This window comes from Chitinophaga sp. ARDCPP14, from assembly GCF_051362515.1.
In the GTDB taxonomy this organism is placed as follows: Bacteria; Bacteroidota; Bacteroidia; order Chitinophagales; family Chitinophagaceae; genus Chitinophaga.
The window spans coordinates 38,426-59,312 of sequence record NZ_JBKIXB010000003.1 but is presented as its reverse complement, the minus strand read 5'-3'; the positions used below and the strand labels follow the sequence as shown (position 1 = coordinate 59,312).

The window sequence follows — 20,887 nt, the reverse complement described above, 5'->3', positions numbered from 1 at the left end:
CGGGAGCTGTTAGCTGACGGCTAACAGCTTCTTTCATCTTTTTCCTTACTTTTGGGTTATGGTACCTTCATACACGATAAGTGAAAAGTCACAACATTACCTGGCGCTGGAAGAACAATATGGTGCCCATAACTACCATCCGCTGCCGGTTGTACTGGACCGGGGCGAAGGTGTTTTTTTATGGGATGTGGATGGCAAACGTTATTATGATTTTCTGTCCGGTTATTCTGCTGTAAACCAGGGGCATTGTCACCCTAAAATTATTGCCACCCTTATAGAGCAGGCAAAAAAGCTGACACTTACCTCCCGTGCATTTCACAATGATTTGCTGGGAGAATATGCACAATATATCACTGCTTATTTCGGATATGATAAAGTATTGCCCATGAATACGGGGGTGGAAGCAGTGGAAACAGCGCTGAAGCTTTGCCGTCATTGGGCCTATATTGTAAAAGGCATTCCGAAAGACAAAGCAAAGATCATTGTTTGCGCCAATAACTTCCACGGGCGTACGCTCAATGTGATCTCTTTCAGTACGGATCCTGCTGCACGTGATAATTTTGGTCCGTTTACACCGGGTTATGAAGTTATTCCCTACAACAGCTTAACTGCACTGGAACAGGCTTTACAGGATAAAAACGTAGCCGGATTCCTGGTAGAACCCATACAGGGTGAAGCAGGTGTAATGGTACCGGATGAAGGGTATTTATCCAAAGCGTGGCAGTACTGCCAGGATGCCAATGTGTTATTTATTGCAGACGAGATACAGACGGGTTTGGCCCGTACCGGCAAAATGCTGGCGTGCGACCATGAAAATGTGCGCCCGGATATCCTGATACTTGGAAAGGCTTTGTCGGCCGGCACCTTACCGGTGAGTGCTGTACTGGCGGATGATGAGATCATGCTCACCATTAAACCGGGCGAACATGGCTCCACCTATGGCGGCAACCCGCTGGCCTGCAAAGTGGCCATTGCTTCCCTGCAGGTGCTGAAAGACGAGAAGATGGCGGAAAACGCCGCTGAAATGGGACTGTTGCTCCGCAACGGCCTGAAGGAACTGCATTCGCCTTACATCACCACCATCCGTGGAAAAGGACTGCTAAACGCCATCGTTATTGAACATAAAGACCCGGAAGCTGCCTGGGACCTTTGTCTTACTTTAAAAGAAAACGGTCTGCTGGCAAAACCAACACACGGTGATAAAATACGGTTTGCACCGCCCCTGTCTATCAACGCAGGACAGATCAACGATTGCGTGCAGATCATCAAAAGAAGCCTGGAGCAGGCTTTCAGTTAGTGAACCTTGTATGACTATATCCCATAAAGCCATCCGTAGTTCCGGGTGGAAGACAGATTTTTTAATCGGGTTTCCCGATGGGCTTTTCCTGTTGTTCTTTGCGACGCAGGTGATACAGGTATTCCCCATTGAAGTACAAACCTTTTACACCATTCACCTGTGCGCACTGATCATTGGCGCCGTACTGGTGATGATCAGCGCTTTCCAGGCTAATAAAGGCGACCTGCAGCACGACAGCGCCCTGCTGTCGGACCAGGAACGGTCCAAGCTGCAACGCCTGGATATCAACCCGCGTATGATTGCACACATAGAACAGGAAATGGAAAAGGATGCGCATTCGTGGGAGCTGATGCTGGAACAGGAGAAAGTAAAGGAATCTGCGTTTAGCCGTTCCCGTGCTATCAAGAGTGCGCTGATGACCGGGGTTTTCTTTTTGCTGGGTGGTATCCTTTCGCTGGGACCTTATCTTTCCAATGAAAATTTCGCAGCGGCCTCCCCTACCAGTATCCTGCTGGTTTTCCTGGGACTCACGATTTTCAGTTTTATCAAGGCGAAAGTAACCGCGCAACGTCCGCTCCCGGTGATTTTACGGTATTGGTTGATGGGAGCCGGTATCCTTGCGGGTGCATGGATTTTACATAAAACCATCTTCTGAAGCGGATTTTGTCTTTCTCAGGATTACGCTGATTTTACTGATTAGTTTGATTTTTACTTTTGGATTTTTTTGGATTTTTAGATTTTCTTTAAATAATAATTAAGGGAGATAAGAGCGAATATCCGCTTCTATCTCCCTTAATCCTTTATAAAATCCAAAAAGTAAAAATCAAACTAATCAGTAAAATCAGCGTCATCCTGAGCCAAGACAATTTAAAATCGCCGGAGGCGATGCTGTTTTTTATTTACTGTTTTTAGGCGGACGTGTAAACAACACGCAGGCAAAGGCTACCAGCGCACCAGCTAATGACAAGTAAAGGCCGGGTTGCGACTGCGGACAATCACCCATCTCACATCTTGAATACAACAACATATTCCTGAAGGTCCAGGCCAGCAGAAACCCTACAATAAAGAGGTTCACCCTGGACACCCACCTATTCTTTACCAGGAATATTCCAATTGCCAGTACAGAAAGGATAATACATAACCGGCCCGGCTCTCCGTAATTGGAACCCGTTCCGTTTACGCCTGTAAAAACCAGGTGCCTGCCTTCCACGTCTACCACCGACCACGGCAAAAACGCGCAGATAATCACCAGCAACACTGCCAGTATTCCAATAATAGCTGTCCTGGACATACTTTTCAATTTAGGGAGGCAAAGGTACTTATTTTGCGCCCGGTTCACAATGCGAACGCAAATAATTAGTATATAAAGTAGAAAGGTGTTCAAAAGTACCTTGTCCCTCAGAGATGCTATGTGTGCGGTTAGGATAAGCCATAAACTGGAACTGCTTATTATACCTGATCAGTTCATTCAGCAGCATTTCCGCGTTCTGATAATGTACGTTGTCATCACCGGTGCCATGGATATAAAGCAGATTGCCCTGGAGATTTTTTGCATAAGTGATAGGCGAACCTTTTACAAAATCTTCCCGGTTTTCTTCGGGCAGGCCCATATAGCGTTCCTGGTAAATGTTATCATAAGTAAGCTGGTTGCCTACCGCAGCAATGGCGATCCCTGTTTTATAGATCTCCGGATACTGGAACAGGAGATTCAGCGTCATGGAGCCGCCGCCGCTCCAGCCCCATACAGCGGTGCGTTGCGGATCAAGAAAAGTATATTTCTGTAACAATGCTTTGGTGCCCATAGCCTGGTCGCGTGCATTGATCAATCCTACTTTGCGGTACACGCATTTACGCCAGTTGCGGCCTTTGGGCAACGGGGTGCCCCTGTTATCCATTGATACGTACACATATCCGTCGGCAGCCATATCGCCGTCGTAGAGGAAATTGCGGCCTGCGCCAATGGCGTCTAGCGAGGTAGCGCCGGCGGGTTCGCCGTATACATAAAATACCACGGGATATTTTTTGGAGGGATCAAAACTGGCGGGTTTACTCATCCAGCCGCTCATGGTAACGCCGTCAACGGTGGTGATGCTGAAGAACTCCGGTTTATTGGGTGCTGCAGCGCCTTTGGTAATAGCATTCAGTACGGTATTGTCCTTGCTTTTGTGCGCCGGCAGCTGCAGGTTTTCACTAACAGGATAAGTATATGCGTTACTGAAGTCGTGGATAGCCCAGTTTCCGTAAGGTGAAATTTTATATTCGTGGGAGCCGGGTTCATTCGCGGGTGTGATAGGTTCTGCCTTGCCTCCGTTTAACGGCACCTTGTAAAGGTACTGCTGGGTAGGATTGTCCGGTGAGGCGAGGAAATAAATGGTGTTACTCGCTTCATCAATTTTGGCGATGCTGATCACATCATAGTTTCCTGGTGTGAGTAAAGTGGCTTTACCATCATCCGTAGAAATATTGTAGAGATGGCGCCAGCCGTCCTGTTCACTCACCCAGATAAAGGATTTGCTGCTGCGGATAAAGTCCCATCCGGCGATGTTGTCATCGTCCCAGCGCGACTTTACATCGATCCAGGCGCTGTCCTTTTCCTGGTAAACAGGGCGTACATTTCCATTGGCGGCATCGCAGAGCATTATTTTGCTTTCGTTTTGTTTGCGGTTCAGCTGCTGGATGATGAGGGTATTTTTACCGGGCACCCATTCCATGCGGGGAATATAATGTTGTTGCTGATCGCCCGGAACCTGCATCCAGGTTGTTTTAGCAGTTTGTATATCTGCAACGCCGATGCGGCAGGCAGAGGGGCTTTCTCCTGCTTTCGGGTATTCTACCGGCACCGTAAAGGAATATATGGAATCAGTGTTATCGATCATGAGGAAGTCGCGGATCTTTGTGGCGTCAATCTGCCAGTAGGCGATGCGCTTGCTATCCGGGCTCCAGCGGAAGCCGTCGCGGCAGCCGAATTCTTCTTCGTAGGCCCAATCGAATGTACCGTTAATAAAACGGCGGGTACCGTCCGTGGTAATGGGAGTAATGGCGCCTATGGCGAGGTCTTCCACGAAAATGTTATGCCCGCTTACGTACGCGGCTTTCGTGCCATCTGGTGATAATTTGGCGAACATAAGGGAAGAAGCCGGTTTATCTTTCCCGAGCTGCAGGAGTTTTCCGCTGGCGATGTCCAGTAACCAGTAGTCACCGCGGGTTTCATAACGCCATACTTTTTTCGAATTGGTGTAAAGCAGTACTTTTTTTTCATCTCCTGAAAAATAAAAATCCTTTATGGCAAGGCTGTGATAGCTGACTGCCGGGACTTTCAGGGAAGATGCTTCACCGGACAACGGGTAAGATTCGATCCCGGCAGGGGTGGCTTTAAAATAGGATTTGCCGTCGAGGCTCCACCGGATGCCCTTTCCTGGCTGCGCCTGTGCTGGTAAATAATACAGCGCGATAAAAACAATGAGTAGCGTAAGTTTCTTCATTATGTAAGAATAATTTGCAATGGTAGCCAAATTATAATAGAAAAAAAATGAACAATATAGGGACGGTAGTGTTCACTTAATAAAAAATCACCCTTTAGTATTAAAAAAACAATTTCTTTTTGCCTATTTTTATGTCAGATTTAATAATTAGATAATGAAAACCAGCCGGTTAGCCATATTTTAACCGGTAATCCTAATTCCTGCAGAAAAACCGTCAGTTATGATACAGATTACCTTATCTTATAAAAACCGTGAATACCGGCATTTTGAAGATTCCTCTCTTGCGCAGATCGCTGAAAATACCCGGAGATTACTTTGCGCTTTACTGGAAGATATCTATGACCTTGTTACGAAGGAAACAGGGCGCTTTATGATCTACCTGGATCACCATCCTAAAATTGAAGTGGAAGGATTCAGTCATGGTCTCCGCAACCAGATAGAGCGTACGCTCCGTGGTGAATCTGCCTATGAGGATGATTATTGAGTTGGTTGTTGTTCTCCTGTCGTAGTCATATAAAGTATCCTTACCTTAGTTCATAAATCAGACAAGGAGAATGCAGCTTACCTTTATCCAGGTATTGGAATTACTGGGCACTTTTGCGTTTGCTGTTTCCGGAGCCACAGCAGCTATTAATAAGTCGTATGATGTTATCGGACTATTGGCGCTGGCTTTTATCACCGCTATTGGCGGTGGTACTATCCGCGACCTGCTGACAGGCGCCACGCCAGTAGCCTGGATGACGGACGAACTTACCAACACGGCCATTATTGCCGCCGCTATTATTGCCGCATTATTTTTTTCCTATGTGAAAAAACTCACCCGTTTACTCAGCACCTTTGATGCTATTGGTCTTGGGCTGTTTACTATTACCGGTATCAATAAAGGACTGGCAGCGGGGCTTCCCATGCCCATATGTGTAGCGCTGGGCGTTATTACCGGCACTTTCGGCGGATTACTGCGCGATGTTATCACCGGAGAGCAGCCCATTCTTTTTACCCGCGAAATATATGCTGCGGCATCTATTGCCGGTGGCATCCTGTACCTGGTTGCGGGGCACTTTACCGGCGTTTCCGGAGACATTGCGCAGGGTATAGCCGTTACCGTTATAGTGACCATCCGGTTGCTAAGCCTGCGTCATAACTGGCAATTGCCCCGCTTACGTTCCTAGCAGCGATGTTTGCCGGTAAATAAAATTTATTATATTGCTGATATGATGGCATTATTTGATAATTATCTTGCTTTTGCAACCACCGTATTCATGGGATTACTGGCAATTGTAAATCCTGTTTCAGCCATCCCTGTTTTTATGGAGCTGACATCCAATATGGATAAAAAAGCGAAGCGAAATATTGCCACCAAATCAGTGATCATTGCCTTCTGTATTATTCTTGTTTTCAGTGTGGCGGGTAAACTCATTTTTCATGTTTTTGGCATTACATTGGCCGCGTTGCGTGTAACCGGCGGTATCCTTGTATTCGTGATTGGCTATGAAATGGTACGCGGAGAAAAGGAAAATAAAAATGAAAATCCCAAACTCGGCGCTCAACCGGTGAAGGCCGACCAGGGGATCAGCGTAGCCATTACCCCACTGGCAATGCCGCTGCTGGCGGGCCCCGGCGCTATTACCACTTCCATGAGTTATTCCGCGGCAAAAGACCTTACACACCTGGCTATTGTAATAGCCATTTATGCATTTATATGTTATATTACCTATCTGCTCTTTATTGCAGGTGAACGCATTGTAAAAATAATCGGCACCAATGTAATGATGGTGATCACAAAAATGATGGGACTTATTCTCGCTGTTATCGGGGTTCAGATGTTTGCGCTCGGCATCCGCGAACTTTTTAATTTTTAAAAACGGTTTTCCCAGAACAATTTTAAATCGTTTCGTGTTATTATTTCAGATGCGCACTAAAGGAGTTTTCAAGATAACACAAAAGGGAAAGAATATTTAAGAAGATAGCAGCCATCATCCGCATAGCGTAACCCGTTATGATTGTCATTGCGCATCCAAACATAAAATCCAAAAACATTTTAACCTATCGAAAACATTTCGCGTAAAAATACGTGAAGGAATCTCATTGCCACTTTATAAAGTTTTTTTAGTTGAACAACAGGTAAATCCGTTATTGATTACTAGGTGGATGTTATTTGTTCTCTTTTTTTAATAAGAACATAAGAAAATCAATATAGACGGAACAGTTAGCAGAAAAGCCGTCCCGACTCCTCGGGACGGCACTTTTTTTTAGTCCTGGTTTTTCTTTTTGCGTTTGCTGTCTGCGATATCTTTCTGATCGTATTCGTCTTCATCATACCCTTCCAATACATTATTCCGGTCGTCGTTCCTTTCCTTTTTGGCGCCGCCTTTGGCCGGAGCCAGTGCTTCATTCTTACGCTTTGTTTCTTTCAGCTCACGCTTTTCGGAAGTGCTTTTTTTGATCGTCATAAGTCATGGTTTTAACGTATGGCTACAAAAAAAACGCCGGAACTGTGCTTACGGGATCATGATACCTTCTTTAATTTCATCTGTTGCCGGTGCGATCACCCGGTCATCCGCCTGCAGATGGCCGAACACTTCCGTGGAGTCGTTGTGATGATTACCTTCTTCTATATCAATCCATTTTGTATAGTGATTTCTTACGGCGACTACATACTTTCTTTCCGTAGACATAACAATTGCGCTGGCCGGCACTAACAGCGCCTGAGCAGAGCCTTTCAGCGGCAGCATCACTTCTGTATACATTCCTGCTTTGAGTAACCGTTTCGCGTTCTGTACATCTATTTCTACAGCTTCAGAGCGGTATTTATCATTCAACGTACCCGCCTGCCTGGCGATGGTACCCTGGAAATGTTCACCGGGAATGGCATTGACCTCAAATGTGATCACAGACTGTTCTGATAACTGGGCGCTGTATATTTCGGGGACCTGGAGCATCAGCCTTAGCTTGTCTTCCTGCTCCAGCATCAACATGGGCTTATCATCCACTTTGGTGTCCGGCCCCACCAGGGCACCGGGGTGAATGTTACGTTCTGTGATCACGCCATCAAAGGGCGCGGTAACAGTTAAATATCCACGGTTTACTTCCTGCGCGCGGAAATTGGCCTGCTCGCTGTTCATCAGTGCGCTGTCGGCCAGCATACGGGCTTTTGCCAGCTCCAGGTCGTGCGGGGAAATGGTGCCCGGTTCTTCACTGGTGGCTACGGTACGTTCGTAGTTATCCTTACTGGAGGCGAACATGGCCGCTGCCTGCAGGTATTTGGACTGTGCAGCGTAATAATGCTGGGTTACTTCCGGCGCTTCCAACACCAGGAGTACCTGTCCTTTTTTTACTTTGGAGCCACGGTCTACAGAAATACTTTTCACAAAACCATTGATCCTGGGATAAATGCTAACCTTCTGGAAGGCGGCTAACGCGCCCGGCAAGCGGATACTACCAGCCAGCGGTCGCTGTACCACTGTTGCGAGCATATAATGACGTTCTTCTTTATTTGTTTTCTTTTTATCAGTCATAGCGGCTGAATTACAGGCCGCCAGGGCCATGATTATACTTACCGTGAACAGGTAATATTTATAGTACTTCATTATTTTAGATTTTATTTTAAACATTGGCATTGTCCGGCATTAGGGAGGGCGACTGATAACCTGCCTTACGCTGCATCAGCGCATATACCTGCGGTAATATAAGCAGGGCGGCAAGTGTGGAAGCTATCAGTCCGCCGATTACGGCGCGTCCCAGCGGTGCCGTCTGATCTCCTGCTTCCCCAAGGCCGCTGGCCATCGGGATCATCCCTGCGATCATGGCCAGGCTGGTCATCAGGATAGGACGTAGCCTTATACCGGCGCTCACGATGGCTGCTTTCCCTGCATCGCGGTATTCCACCCGGAGTTTTTCCGCGTTGGTAACGATCAGGATGGCATTGGCCACCGATACGCCGGTAGACATGATCATGCCCATATAAGATTGCAGGTTGAGTGTAGCGCCGGTGAGTAACAGGGCGATCAGTGCACCGGCGATTACTGCCGGGATGGTAGTGAGTACCACCAGTGATAATTTAAATGATTGATAATTGGCCGCCAGCAACAGGAAGATAACTGCTACCGCTATCATCAGCCCATTTTGCAGGCTGTTCAACGTTTCCACCAGGAGGCTTGATGCGCCTTTCAATTCTGTGATCAATCCCTTTGGCGGTGTGCCGGTTTCCTGAATCGCCTGTTGCACGGCGGCCGTGGCAGCACCGAGATCTTTGCCCGAAATATTGGCGCTAACGGTAACGAATCTACGCGGACCGGAGCGGTCATATTCCCCTGGCATTTCCGTTTGGGAAAAAGTGGCTACATCTGCCAGTACTGGTCTGGGCTGGCCTTTCACCAGCGGGATCTCTTTCAGGTCGTTTAAAGCCGTCATGTTGTACTCCGGCACCTGCACCTGTACCTGGTAGGTATATGCCACCTTTTCATCGAGCCATTGATTTTTTTCCGTAAAGCGGCTGGAGGACGTGGATGCTGTAACAGAACGCGCCACCTGGTAAATGTTCAAACCCATCTGTGCCAGTTTAAGACGATCAATGTGAATGCTGATCACCGGGAAATGCAGTGGCTGCGCAATTTGTACATCCCGCAGGAAAGGAATGTCGCGCAGCTTATCTACCAGTTGTTGTGCATACGCGGAAATCTGTTTCATATCCTTCCCTGCCACCCTTACTTCTATCGGCGTGGCTGCTCCCTGGCTCATAATTTTTTCCGTGAGATCTATCGGCTCAAAGGACAACCGCATCTCCGGTATTTTCGCCGTGATGTTCTTCCGGAGCTGATCTTTCAGTGTCTCGATATTTACTTTGTAATTTTCTTCCAGGTTCACCTGCAATACCGCCTCATGGGTGCCGCTGTTAAAAATATATAGGTTACTGGTACCATAGCTGCTGGGAATTAATCCCACGTAAGCGGAGCTGATGGCCACATGCCCTTCCACGGTACTGTCCACTACCGCCAGCACTTCATGCAGTGCGCTTTCCGTGCGCTCCAGGCGGGTACCATCGGGCATGCGTAAACGAAGCTGGAACTGCCCGGCGTTGATGTGGGGCATGAGGTCCTTCCCTATCCATACGTAGCAACCACCAGCCAATAGCAGGGAACCAATGATATAAACGGTTACGACTATACGGGATTTATTCATACCGCTTTCCAGAACCTGCATAAAGCCCTGTTTAAAGCGTTCGAAGCCGGTTGCTTTTTCCGGATGCTGCACCGCCTGCTGCAGATGATCGTTTACTTCGTTTATTTCTTCCGCATCAAGCGCCAGGCCGGCATGGGCATGGTGTTGGTATTTATCAGCCTTCAGCCACCAGTTGGCGATAACCGGCACCAATGTTTGCGCTGCGAAATAGGAAGCCACCATAGCAAAGCCGATAGACAACGACAGTGGCAGGAACATGGCACGTGGCACCCCGGTCATAATAAATGAAGGCGCAAATACTGCCAGGATGCAAAGCAGGATGAGCAACAGCGGGAATGCAATTTCTTCGCATGCATCATAAATTGCCAGCCGTTTGGACTTCCCCATTTCCAGGTGCTGATGGATATTTTCGATAGTCACCGTGGCCTGGTCCACCAGAATACCGATGGCCAGTGCAAGGCCGCTCAGCGACATGATGTTGATGGTTTGCCCTGCCAGCTTCAATCCCATTACAGCGCATAGCACTGCTACCGGGATGGTAACCACTACCACCAGACAACTACGCAGGTCACGCAGGAACAAGAGTACCATCAGCCCGGTGAGCAATGCGCCCAGCGCACCTTCTGTGATCAGGCTTTTCACGGCATTGATCACGAACACCGACTGGTCAAATTCGTACGATACCTTTACATCATCCGGCAGCAGGCTTTGCATTTCCGGGATTTTGGATTTCAGTGTTTTCACTACGTCCCAGGTGGAGGCATCGGCTGTTTTTACCACAGGGATATATACCGAGCGTTTGCCATTAACCAATGCATAATCCACGGTTACATCCGTAGCATCGGCTACACGGGCGATGTCGCGTACGAACACGTTGTTGTTGCCATTGGTAACAATGGGAATATCACCAAAGTCCGCCACCTCTTTTTCGAGGGAATTGATGGTGGTCACAAACATGGTATTGTTGATACGGATGTTCCCTGAGGGCGTCATCACATTATTTTTCGCAATGGCTTCCACTACTTCATCGGCGCTGAGGTTAAAGCTGCGCAGCTTTTGCGGATCAACATTTATGATCACCGACCGGGAGTTAGCGCCAAAGGGTGGCGGCGCCGACAGTCCGGGTACAGATGCAAACATAGGCCGGATGCGGGTAGCGGCCAGATCATAAATTTCCTTCAGCGACTTTTTAGGGCTGCTGAACACCAGCTCTCCCACCGGCAGCGACGATGCATCGAAACGCATGACCTGCGGCGGCAAGGCTCCCGGCGGAAAAAACTTCATGGCGCGGTTCACCTGTAACGCCACCTGGGCAGAAGCTTCCGCCATATCTGTGTTTTCATAAAAGGTGAGCTTTAATAACGTTAACCCTTGTATGTTTTTGGTAGAAATACTTTTTACGCCATTTACATACAGGAACTGATCCTGCAGGCGGGTGGCAAAGAACCCTTCCATTTGCTGCGGCGACATTCCTCCGTATGGCTCTATCACGTAGATAGTTGGCAGGTTCAGTTTCGGGAATATATCGATGGGTATATTGAAGATGGACAGCAACGAAAAAAGCAGTAGTCCGCCGGTGATTACCACCACCGCAATGGGCTTCTTCAGTGCCGAAGATACAAATGACATAATGAATAGCGTTTAATTCAGATCAGGTAAAAGTTGTGAAATAGTATTGCCGGCATAAGCAGCACGGAACAGTGCTTTCCAGGCTGCATCCTGCGTTTGTACCAGGTCTGTTTCCGCGCGGTTCAAAACAAATAAAGCAGTGGTGACATCAATAATATTGGTGAGACCACCTTTATACAACGCCATTTTTTGCCGGGCTGCAGCCCGTGCGGCTGCCAGTTGCAAAGGCAGTTCCTGTAGTTTCTCGCGCGAAGTTTGAATATCCGACTGCGCCTGTTGCAGTAACCCACTGAGCGCAGTGCGGGTAGTAGCCAGTTGTTGCGCGGCTGCTTCCGAGCGGTATTGCTGCACAGCAACTTTTTCGTGTGTGCGTTTCAGGTCTGTAAGATTATATGTGATGCCCAATCCGAATAAATAGTTGTACCTGCCGTACCCGAGGCCACTCCACAGGTTTTTATCATATACATCATTGAATGATCCGCTGGAGCCGCGCATCCAGCCTGCTGCCATCAGGTTTACTTTGGGCAGCCTTGCTTTGCGGATTACCTCAGCGGCGGCGCGTTGTTGTTCGTATACCGCATGATAATAAGCCAGCATGGGATGGGCGGCCAGGCTGTCCGGCGCTTCGCTGCCCAGCAACAGCCGCAGGCGTTTGTTGTTAATGGTATCGGGCAGGATCAGCGCCGTATCGAGTCCGGTGAAAACACTAAGCTGAATGCGCACCTGGTTATAGTTGTTTTTTATATCGAGCAGGGTGAGTCTTGCTTTCGACAATTCTGCGGCGGCTATGGCGCTGTCGACTCCGGGTTTGAGGCCATGCAGCACGGTAGCCGTTACTGCCTTCAGCACTTCTGCATTACGCCGGATATTGTCCGATGCTATTTGCTGCAAGGCATACAGCCGGAGCAGTTCCAGGTAATTTTGAATAACGGATACCGTTAGCTGGTTGGCCGTATTATTCAGATCTGTTTGCTGCACTTTAAGTGATTGTGCCGCTTCTTTCTGTTCACTGCCGTAGGCGCCAAAGTTATAGATCTCCCACTGCATAGCGGCCATTGCGATATTGCCGCTCATTAAGGCGCTGTTATTTTCCGGGCGGATCCCCCCGGAAGTGGAGGGAATCATTCCCATGGTGAAATAAGATCCGTATATGCTGTTGTCTGTGCCGGCATCTACCTGCTCGTGCAGTTTTATGGCCGGGTACCAATTGTGCTTAATATCTGTAAGGTTTGCCTGTCCGGCGTTTACCTGGGCCTGTTTGGCCTTTATAGCGGGGTAATGTGCAAGTGTAAGCGCAATGGCCCGCTGCAGCGAAAAGCTATCCGCTGCAGATTGTGCGAACAAAGAAGTGAAGGGGAAAATACATAGCAACCACCAACACCACTTCTTCGCGATCATATGTAAGTTCATAAATCGCTAAAAAAGAAAATGAAATAAATAAAAGATAAACGGGTTATCAGGCGGCAGGCGGACCTCTCCAGCTTCTTAGCGGTGTGGGTACGCTGAGGTAAGGATTGAAATAATATCCTTTGAGGGTTTTGTCTACATAAATAAACCGGGTAGTAACGGCGGACAATAAAAGGGGGCAAACCTTTTCGTGGCCGTAGCTGTCGTTGATACCAACAGGGCGGCGTTTGAACCGGTTAACCGTAGTGCGGAACCGCGGTGCTTTCTCCGCCGCTTTAAAGGCGATGCCGGTGGTCAGGTGAATATTATCCGTGCCTTTTACCTGTATTTTCCAGGGCTGCCCCTGCACCTGTGGCAGGAACATCACCGTAATCAATACATAAAATAAATGCCGGAATAATTTCATGTGGTATACTGTAATGAATGTACTAAGGTATTTAAAAGTGCCTGCTTTGACAGCGCCTCGTATTTTTTTAACCGGATTTTAATGTCCTAAAAAAAACAGATCAGGCAGAGTTCTTCCATTTTCAACAGGGCATTGGCGAGGCGAAAGTCCTGCATATTAAGGCAGGTGAAGGATTGATATTCATCCAGACTGGTACCGGCTGCCACTATTTTCAATTCATGTTCATCCAGCTGGTCATTTACAAAATCCAGCACGCCTTTGGCAAAATCTTCTGCGCCAATGATGGCTTCAAAATCATCTGCATCCGGTGCTTTCAGCATAATACCAGCCTGTTGCAATGGCCTGAGCCCATTCAGCGCAATGATACCGCTTTCTGCAAATTGCTGCCACTCAAATTCCACCACGTTGCCGGTGGCGGATAGCGCAGCATATAATTCTTCCCATATGGCCGTGGCATTTGGCAGCACGATGTCCGGCAAATGACTGATCTGGTCTTCCGCATCATCTTCATTAAAGATATCCAGGTACAGCTGTGCCAGCGGTTCGCGGGCATTTGAAAGACCGTGAAGGTTTTCGAGCATCTTTAGTTCGTGCATGAGATCAGACCAGCGGAGCAATAGCTCCTCTTCATCTTCCTCATTCATCTCATCGGGGATGAGCACTGCTTTATCGTGCAACTTATAATTATCGAGTCTGTTTTTCCTGATGTGCAGTCCCGGCGTATCAAAAGAAAGTTCATAGGAAGCACAGTTCAGGAAGGCGGTACCGATAAGCACCTTATCTACAAAAATTTCATGCACCACACTTTCTTTGGTATCTATGTGCGAGTAGCCACTCTCCTTTCCATAGGTTTGTGTTAACCAGTTAAAATCTTCGCGTGAAATAGCAGGCATCTGTTCTGGCATAAAAATTAGTCGGTGAAAGACAAAAGTAATTAAATTACGTACGGGATGTACCCGCGATAGGTATCAATAAAAAAATTATTATGGAAAAACGGAAACTGGGACAATCCGGGCTATTAGTAGCCCCACTGGCCTTTGGCGGCAATGTATTCGGCTGGTCGGCCAATGAATCCACTTCTTTCTCACTACTGGACGAATTTACGGCAAATGGGTTCAATCTTATAGATACGGCGGACGTATACTCGCGCTGGGTACCGGGCAATTCGGGAGGTGAATCTGAAACTATTATCGGTAAGTGGATGCGCGACCGAGGTAACCGCGACAAAGTAGTGGTGGCCACCAAAGCCGGCGGTGATATGGGTGAAGGCAAAAATGTGACCAGGGCCTATATCCTCAAAGCCGCAGAGGCGTCCCTGAAGCGCCTGCAAACAGACTATATAGACCTTTACCAAACGCATTTCGATAACGAAGCCACTCCTGTGGAAGAAGCGCTGGCCGCTTATGATACGTTGATAAAAGCCGGTAAGGTAAGGGCTATCGGCACTTCCAATATGAGTGCCGCCCGCCTGCTGGAAAGCCTGGAAGCCAGTAAGCAAAACGGCTGGCCGCGGTACGAAACATTCCAACCGGAATACAACCTGTACGACCGCAAAAAATATGAGCAGCAGTATGCAAAGATCTGTGAAGAACAGCATCTCAGCGTGATCAATTATTATTCGCTGGCCAGTGGTTTCCTGACGGGCAAATACCGGACGGCCGCCGACACGGGCAAAAGCACCGCCCGTGGCCAGAAAGCGTTGAGCTATCTTAATGAAAGGGGGCTTCATATCCTGGCGGCATTGGACCAGGTAGCGGCCCAGTATCACTCTACGCCAGCCGGCGTGGCGCTGGCATGGCTGCTTACACGCCCTGCAGTGGCGGCGCCTATTGCCAGTGCTACCAGTAAAGAACAATTGCATGAACTGATGAATGGCGTGCAGCTGCAGCTGGATTCAGCAGCAGTGGCGTTACTCGACAAAGCAAGTGCATAAAAAAAGGGGAGGTTAAATGGCCTCCCCTTTTTTATGCTATTTATGATCACAAATTAAATTTCAATCCTACATTTAATCCCAGTCCCCCGATATTGATATAGGATTTCAGGTCGTTGCCCGGCTTATTATCATCTTTATAAATCACTTTGGTGCCCTGCTGGTTTACCGGCGTATTGGAGCCCTGATCCAGCGTAGTTACGTATTTTGTATTCTTTTCCGCTACCGACAAATCGTTAATAGTACGGCCTGGCAGGGATTGTATCACCGCGCCGGTAGTACCATTGATGAGGGTATTGGTTTCATTGTACTCAGTGATTTCTTTCTCTTTACTGCGCACCGGCACATTCTTGTATTCCGTTTCCACGAAAACATCAAAGCGGGGTGACACTGTAAATGATACACCGAATGCTCCCTGGAAACCGACAGTAGGATTAGGTTTGATTTCTTCTTTCCTGCTGATATTGGTAACTACCTGCGTACCTGTAGGAATACCGGCGGGGCTTGACACCTGGGTAGCATCCGTTTCAATATAGAGGCGGCCCCATAACGGAACGATTACACCAAAGCGCACATAGGGGTTTACTTTTTCAAAGCCCGGACTTACCACCAGGCTGGGTGCAAAATCTATTGCGTTCACATGTCCATGCGACTCCACATGTCCCAGTTCCCTGCCAGAACCGGCCAGGGTAGTCCGCTGACGGGTCATCAGGTTTTTCTTGCTGTGGAAATAATTAAAGGTTCCTTCTACCGCAAAATATTTATTGATGTTATAGCCAACGGAAAGTCCTCCCCTGAAACCTTCTCCGTAAGAACCGGTGAGCACCTTCCGGCTAATCGTATCCATACCGGAAGCCGGGTTAAACTCTGTGTGCAGATCCTGCGGAGGATACGGGCCAACATTGGGAAACTGCCCCGGCGATACGCTGAAAAAATATCCACCGGTAACTTTGAGATAAAATTTGGAATGTGAAGAAGATTGGGTGCTGGAATTGTCCTGGGCCTGGGTGCTGTGGGTAACAATCAAAAGCACGGCAACTGCTCCTAGCAGGAATAGATTTTTCATATGCAATGGTTTTGGAGTATGGTATTTAATCTATTGAAAGTTAACAAATTATTACCACATAACCATCACCATTGCACCACATTAGAACGCTTCCGCCAGAGACAGATACAATCCTTTTTGCCTGGATTCACCGCTGCGCTTCTCTCCAACGGCGTAGTCTATACGAATAGTGAGTCTTGCATTTTCGTCGTAGAAGTAACGGATCCCTGCGCCATAGCTTGGTTTAAATCCGCCGAAACGGAAATCACGATTGGCGAACACGGTACCGGTGCCGGCAAATGCTGCCAGTGCAAATTTTGGTTTGATATCCACAAACCAGATATGGATGCGCATTTTAGGATCAACGAGATAGCGATATTCCGCTTGTCCGGCCAGGTAGTTCTGGTTGCGGTATCTCCCGGTGTAATAGCCGCGCATGATGAGGTCGTTCCCCATTTCCGGCAGCAGGTAAAAGGGCAGTTCATTCCCCTGCAAACTGTTGAAGATGCCATTAAAGCCAAGTGTGCTTTTGCGGGAGATGGACAGGAAATGTGATCCTTGTGCTTCGATTTTAAAAAGCGGGTGTTTGCTTAAAAAAGAAGGTGCGTATGCCAGGTTGAGTTTCAGCCATGAACCGCGGCGGGCAAAATTTTCATTATCGCGGTTATCGAAGATACCTGTGAGTCCGAGAAAGGTAACATATCCACCTTCTTTATCGGTAAGCGGCATGGTGGTATAAATGCCTTTACTATCGCCGCTGCTGTAGGTATCGTGCTGGTATAATATGGAGGCGCCTGCATAAAAGTGTCCGCTGATGCGGCGTTCCCCTTCCACCTGTACTTTATAGCGGCTGTTGTTTACCAGCGACCGGTTATCGTAATGGGTGGTATCGCCGATACCGAAGAAGTAAAGCGGGTAGTTATGATACCGGAGATTGCTTTTGAAATGCCAGGTATTGCTGCGGGTCCAGATATTTGCTTTCAGGTCTATCTTGTACTGGCTTTCCGTGGTGATCGCGGGGATCAGGTTGAGCGTGGAGTTACGGGTAGCCCTGTCTGGATTCTTATTATCCGTATAAAACGAATACAACATGGCGGCGCCGATTTCCAGCCCTTTTTCCTGGGAGTAGCCGAGCACCGGCAACGGAAAGAAACTCCGTTTACGTAACCATACGCTATCGTATAGCCCTTCCCGTGAAGAAGAAGGGGTTGTGGTAGTGCTATCCTGCTGAGCCTTTGCGCCTATTGCTAATAAAAGTGATAAAGCCGTGATATGGAGGTTTTTACGCATAGGCTGCAAATGTAAAGATTTTAGCGGAGTGCACGCCTTCGGCGTGGGAAAATTGTCTTGGCTCAGGATTACGCTGATTTTATTGATTAGCTTGATTTTTACTTTTGGATTTTTTTGGATTTTATACAGATTATATTTCCCCTAATCAGTACAAACGAAATCAAAAAAAAATCAAAAAAATCAAAATCCTTAAAATCAGTATAATCAGCGTAATCCTGAGCCAAGACAATTTCCCACGCCGAAGGCGTGCGCTACGGTCGGTCCGAGTGCCCCAGGCTCTTTTCAGGACTCACATGGTCCCTTACCAGCTGCTTGAGGAATTTTATTTCAGGGAAATGCCCGCTTTCCTTGCGGTCGAAGATCTTTTCTTCGCCAAGCCAGATAATATAGGAGCCCCCTGTTTCGCTGGGGCGGAGGGTAACGCCTCCCAGTTCGTCTGTGAAGGTAGTCAGCAGTTCCTGGGCCATATAGGCGGCCCGGAGTAACCAGCCGCATTTCGGACAGTATTCTATGGTAATGAGCGGTTTCATTGCTATTAATCTTTCGGGAAAGATACAACCTAATTGATTTATGGCGGGCATAACACTAAATTCATGCTCCCATTCCTCACTTTTTTCCCAACTTACTTTGAATCGTGGCACATTATCTTTAATTTTAACCTATATTAAAGTGGACCGCCCCCGAATCGCTCCACTCTGTCACTGCCAACAATATTAAATATGCTGCCGGCCAGTCCTTTGAAGAAGAGCGTTTTAATCCCATTATGTCTGATTTTGCTGTCGCCTGCGGTAACAGCGCAACAGCTTATCCACGACAGCCTGCTGGCAGTACTACACTCCCATTCACAAAACGATACCGCCCGTGTAAACCTGCTGAACCAGGTAGCCAGGACTTATTTTACTATAAATGCCCCTACTGCAGCGAAGTATGGCGCCGAAGCGCTCCGGTTAAGCGACAGTCTTCATTATACCAAAGGAAAAATATGGGCCTGGCGCAACCTTGCCCTCGTGGAAAATACCAAAGGACACCTGGATCAGCAGATGCAGCTGACCCTCAACGCCCTGAAACTGGCAGAAGTCCTCGGCGACTCTTACACACTCGGGGTACTCAATAATGATGTGGGGAATATTTTCACAGAACTGAATACGCCCAGGGACGCGCTCATTTACCTGAAAAAGGCCCTGGCGATAAAGCTGAAAAGAAACGAAAAAACGGAGATCGCCAAGACCCTGAATAATATCGGCTCTGCTTATATCTCCCTGAAAATACCAGATTCGGCTATGCTGTTCCTGGAGAAGGCCGAGAAAATAAAGCTGGAACTGCACGATCAGCGCGGCCTGGCCTATACCTATGAGAACATGGGTATTGTTGCGATGCTTCAGCACCGGTATAACGATGCACTGCGCTATCACCAGCTCTCCAATACCTACTACCAGGAGGCCGGCAATTTGCCCGGTGTGGTGAAGTCGAGCCTGAACCTGGCTGAAATTCAAACTATGCAGGGCGATCTGAAAGGCGCTGCCAAAAACCTGGAAAAAGCAAAGTTATTAAATGATACCCTGGGTAATGTAAAAAACGAGATGATTTATTACAAGATCCGCTATGAGCTGGATTCTGCCCGGAATGATTATGCCGCTGCCTTTGCAAGTTACAAGGAATACAGCAACCGTAACATCGACTTTTTCAATGCTGAAAAAGGCCGGCTGATATCCCGCTCACAGGAAAAATATGAATCTGAAAAGAAGCAACGCGAAAATATTTTATTGAAGAAAGAGCAACACATGCATCTCGCTACCATTCAGCAACAGCGGGTGCTGGTGCTGTCGGCCGGGGCACTTTTCCTGGCGTTGTTGCTGATTACGGTAATGGTGTACCGGCTTTATAAAAGGCAACAGGAACTGTATCTGGAACTGAATAACAAGAACCGGGAAGTATCCATGCAGAACCGCATTATCCTGGAGCAAAACGCCACCCTGGAAAATCTTAACCAGGTAAAGGATAAAATATTTTCGGTCATTTCGCACGACCTCCGTTCCCCGCTGGCCATCCTGGAAGGACTACTCTTTTTGCTGAAAGATGAGAAAATTGATGCGGCACAGTTCCGCATTTATACCGACGAATTATGGAGGGACGTAAAAAATACGGCCTATATGATGGACAATATGCTGCAATGGGCCAGCAACCAAATGAAAGGCATTGGTGTAAAAGCCGACGACTTTGACGTCACCTTATTATTAAACCGCGAATTTGAGCTGTTGCAAACCCTTGCCCGGCAGAAAGAAGTGAAGCTGTCGCACGAACTGAATAAGAGCATTATGGTATACGCCGACCCAGATATGATCAGGCTGGTAATGCGTAACCTGATCAATAACGCCATTAAGTTCACCCCTTCCGGCGGTGAAGTAATGATTACCGCCACACATGACGGCGAACAGGCGGAAATTACGGTAAAAGACAATGGTACCGGTATTCCTGTGGAAAACCAGCACCGCATTTTCTCCAACATCTACTACTCTACCAGCGGTACGCAGAACGAAAAAGGCTGCGGGCTGGGGCTGCATCTTTCCAAAGACTTTGTAGAACGCAACCAGGGACAGATCTGGTTTAACAGTATGCCCGGCAACGGCAGCAGTTTCTCGTTTACCATCCCTTTGTCCGAAGAACCGGAGACTAACCCGCTGGCCTATACGGTAGTGGTACAGGATCATCCGCTCAGCGGTGTGAGTGTGCTGAGGCGCTAACTATCCCAGCCGGAAAGCTGTGGTGTGCTTGATTTCCGTCATCACAAAAGAGCTGTGCACCTGCCCGATGTTTTCAACCGCCGCCAGTTTATTCGTCAGAAAATACTGATAGCTGCGCATATCGTTTACCACTACCTTCAGCAGGTAATCGTACGTGCCCGCTACATGATAACACTCCATCACCTCTTCCATTTTTGCAATAGCAGTTTCAAATTTCTTTATCAGCGGCTGTGAATGCAGCTGCAATGATACATTACAATATGCCGCGAGCGTTTTGCCTGCTTTATCGCCATGCAGCAGGGTTACATAGCTTTTGATCACCCCGCTTTTTTCTATTTTCTTCAGCCGTTCGTAGGTGGGAGTAACGGAGAGCCCTATACGGTGTGCAATTTCTTTGGTGTTCAGGCGTGCATCTGCCTGGAGGGCGTCCAGTATTTTCCGGTCTGTTTTATCCAGTGTATCCATGGCAGTTATATTTTTCT

General features: G+C 47.9%; 19 protein-coding genes. 7 read left to right on the top strand and 12 right to left on the bottom strand.

Annotated elements, in window-relative coordinates; translation table 11 throughout:
* Positions 1-58: 58 nt before the first annotated feature.
* Complete coding sequence (rocD, locus tag ACLHR0_RS09260; RefSeq protein WP_370913444.1) at positions 59-1,297, top strand: ornithine--oxo-acid transaminase; 1,239 nt, start codon at positions 59-61, stop codon at positions 1,295-1,297.
* Between the two features lie 10 nt (positions 1,298-1,307).
* On the top strand, positions 1,308-1,952 hold the full coding sequence (locus tag ACLHR0_RS09255) for a VIT1/CCC1 transporter family protein (RefSeq protein ID WP_429047900.1): 645 nt from the start codon (positions 1,308-1,310) through the stop codon (positions 1,950-1,952).
* A gap of 240 nt (positions 1,953-2,192) precedes the next feature.
* On the opposite strand, the gene ACLHR0_RS09250 is transcribed toward ACLHR0_RS09255, so the two are convergent.
* Both ACLHR0_RS09250 and ACLHR0_RS09245 read right to left on the bottom strand, forming a co-directional pair.
* The gene (locus ACLHR0_RS09250; RefSeq protein WP_436486068.1) at positions 2,193-2,588 is read right to left on the bottom strand and encodes a hypothetical protein; all 396 of its coding nucleotides are present in this window, start codon (positions 2,586-2,588) and stop codon (positions 2,193-2,195) included.
* Positions 2,589-2,616: 28 nt separating this feature from the next.
* Positions 2,617-4,779 (bottom strand): S9 family peptidase, encoded by a 2,163-nt coding sequence (locus ACLHR0_RS09245; protein ID WP_436486066.1) that lies wholly within the window; start codon positions 4,777-4,779, stop codon positions 2,617-2,619.
* A gap of 220 nt (positions 4,780-4,999) precedes the next feature.
* Between ACLHR0_RS09245 and ACLHR0_RS09240 the strand changes: the two genes are divergently transcribed.
* From ACLHR0_RS09240 to ACLHR0_RS09230, 3 genes are all read left to right on the top strand, one after another.
* Positions 5,000-5,263: a hypothetical protein gene (locus tag ACLHR0_RS09240; RefSeq protein WP_429047894.1), complete on the top strand. Its 264-nt coding sequence runs from the start codon at positions 5,000-5,002 to the stop codon at positions 5,261-5,263.
* Positions 5,264-5,333: 70 nt separating this feature from the next.
* On the top strand, positions 5,334-5,948 hold the full coding sequence (locus ACLHR0_RS09235; protein WP_436486064.1) for a trimeric intracellular cation channel family protein: 615 nt from the start codon (positions 5,334-5,336) through the stop codon (positions 5,946-5,948).
* 42 nt (positions 5,949-5,990) lie between these two features.
* Positions 5,991-6,638, top strand: a complete 648-nt coding sequence (locus ACLHR0_RS09230) for a MarC family protein (RefSeq protein WP_370913438.1) — start codon at positions 5,991-5,993, stop codon at positions 6,636-6,638.
* 390 nt (positions 6,639-7,028) lie between these two features.
* On the opposite strand, the gene ACLHR0_RS09225 is transcribed toward ACLHR0_RS09230, so the two are convergent.
* The 6 genes from ACLHR0_RS09225 to ACLHR0_RS09200 all read right to left on the bottom strand — a co-directional run bounded on the left by ACLHR0_RS09225 (position 7,029) and on the right by ACLHR0_RS09200 (position 14,304).
* Complete coding sequence (locus tag ACLHR0_RS09225; RefSeq protein ID WP_436486062.1) at positions 7,029-7,229, bottom strand: hypothetical protein; 201 nt, start codon at positions 7,227-7,229, stop codon at positions 7,029-7,031.
* Between the two features lie 48 nt (positions 7,230-7,277).
* Positions 7,278-8,366, bottom strand: a complete 1,089-nt coding sequence (locus ACLHR0_RS09220) for an efflux RND transporter periplasmic adaptor subunit (RefSeq protein ID WP_436486060.1) — start codon at positions 8,364-8,366, stop codon at positions 7,278-7,280.
* A 16-nt stretch (positions 8,367-8,382) separates the two neighbouring features.
* Complete coding sequence (locus tag ACLHR0_RS09215) at positions 8,383-11,586, bottom strand: efflux RND transporter permease subunit (RefSeq protein WP_436486058.1); 3,204 nt, start codon at positions 11,584-11,586, stop codon at positions 8,383-8,385.
* 12 nt (positions 11,587-11,598) lie between these two features.
* Positions 11,599-12,996 carry a TolC family protein gene (locus tag ACLHR0_RS09210; RefSeq protein ID WP_436486056.1) on the bottom strand — a complete coding sequence of 466 codons (1,398 nt, stop codon included), beginning with the start codon at positions 12,994-12,996 and terminating at the stop codon, positions 11,599-11,601.
* Positions 12,997-13,042: 46 nt separating this feature from the next.
* Positions 13,043-13,399 carry a hypothetical protein gene (locus ACLHR0_RS09205; protein WP_436486054.1) on the bottom strand — a complete coding sequence of 119 codons (357 nt, stop codon included), beginning with the start codon at positions 13,397-13,399 and terminating at the stop codon, positions 13,043-13,045.
* Positions 13,400-13,485: 86 nt separating this feature from the next.
* The gene (locus ACLHR0_RS09200) at positions 13,486-14,304 is read right to left on the bottom strand and encodes a DUF6630 family protein (protein WP_429047883.1); all 819 of its coding nucleotides are present in this window, start codon (positions 14,302-14,304) and stop codon (positions 13,486-13,488) included.
* A gap of 80 nt (positions 14,305-14,384) precedes the next feature.
* Here ACLHR0_RS09200 and ACLHR0_RS09195 point away from each other — a divergent pair, with 80 nt between their 5' ends.
* The gene (locus ACLHR0_RS09195) at positions 14,385-15,332 is read left to right on the top strand and encodes an aldo/keto reductase (protein WP_429047882.1); all 948 of its coding nucleotides are present in this window, start codon (positions 14,385-14,387) and stop codon (positions 15,330-15,332) included.
* A 46-nt stretch (positions 15,333-15,378) separates the two neighbouring features.
* Here the strand turns inward: ACLHR0_RS09195 and ACLHR0_RS09190 are convergent, their stop codons facing one another.
* From ACLHR0_RS09190 to ACLHR0_RS09180, 3 genes are all read right to left on the bottom strand, one after another.
* Positions 15,379-16,395: an outer membrane beta-barrel protein gene (locus tag ACLHR0_RS09190; protein ID WP_436486051.1), complete on the bottom strand. Its 1,017-nt coding sequence runs from the start codon at positions 16,393-16,395 to the stop codon at positions 15,379-15,381.
* Positions 16,396-16,476: 81 nt separating this feature from the next.
* Entirely contained in the window at positions 16,477-17,664 is a 1,188-nt protein-coding gene (locus ACLHR0_RS09185) for a hypothetical protein (RefSeq protein WP_436486049.1), read from the bottom strand.
* A gap of 251 nt (positions 17,665-17,915) precedes the next feature.
* Positions 17,916-18,194 carry a SelT/SelW/SelH family protein gene (locus ACLHR0_RS09180; protein WP_429047877.1) on the bottom strand — a complete coding sequence of 93 codons (279 nt, stop codon included), beginning with the start codon at positions 18,192-18,194 and terminating at the stop codon, positions 17,916-17,918.
* A 243-nt stretch (positions 18,195-18,437) separates the two neighbouring features.
* Between ACLHR0_RS09180 and ACLHR0_RS09175 the strand changes: the two genes are divergently transcribed.
* Complete coding sequence (locus ACLHR0_RS09175; RefSeq protein WP_436486047.1) at positions 18,438-20,405, top strand: tetratricopeptide repeat-containing sensor histidine kinase; 1,968 nt, start codon at positions 18,438-18,440, stop codon at positions 20,403-20,405.
* Here ACLHR0_RS09175 and ACLHR0_RS09170 read toward each other — a convergent pair whose 3' ends face one another.
* A complete protein-coding gene (locus ACLHR0_RS09170; protein ID WP_436486045.1) occupies positions 20,406-20,870 on the bottom strand; it encodes an Lrp/AsnC family transcriptional regulator in 465 nt (154 codons plus the stop codon).
* Between the last annotated feature and the right edge of the window lie 17 nt (positions 20,871-20,887).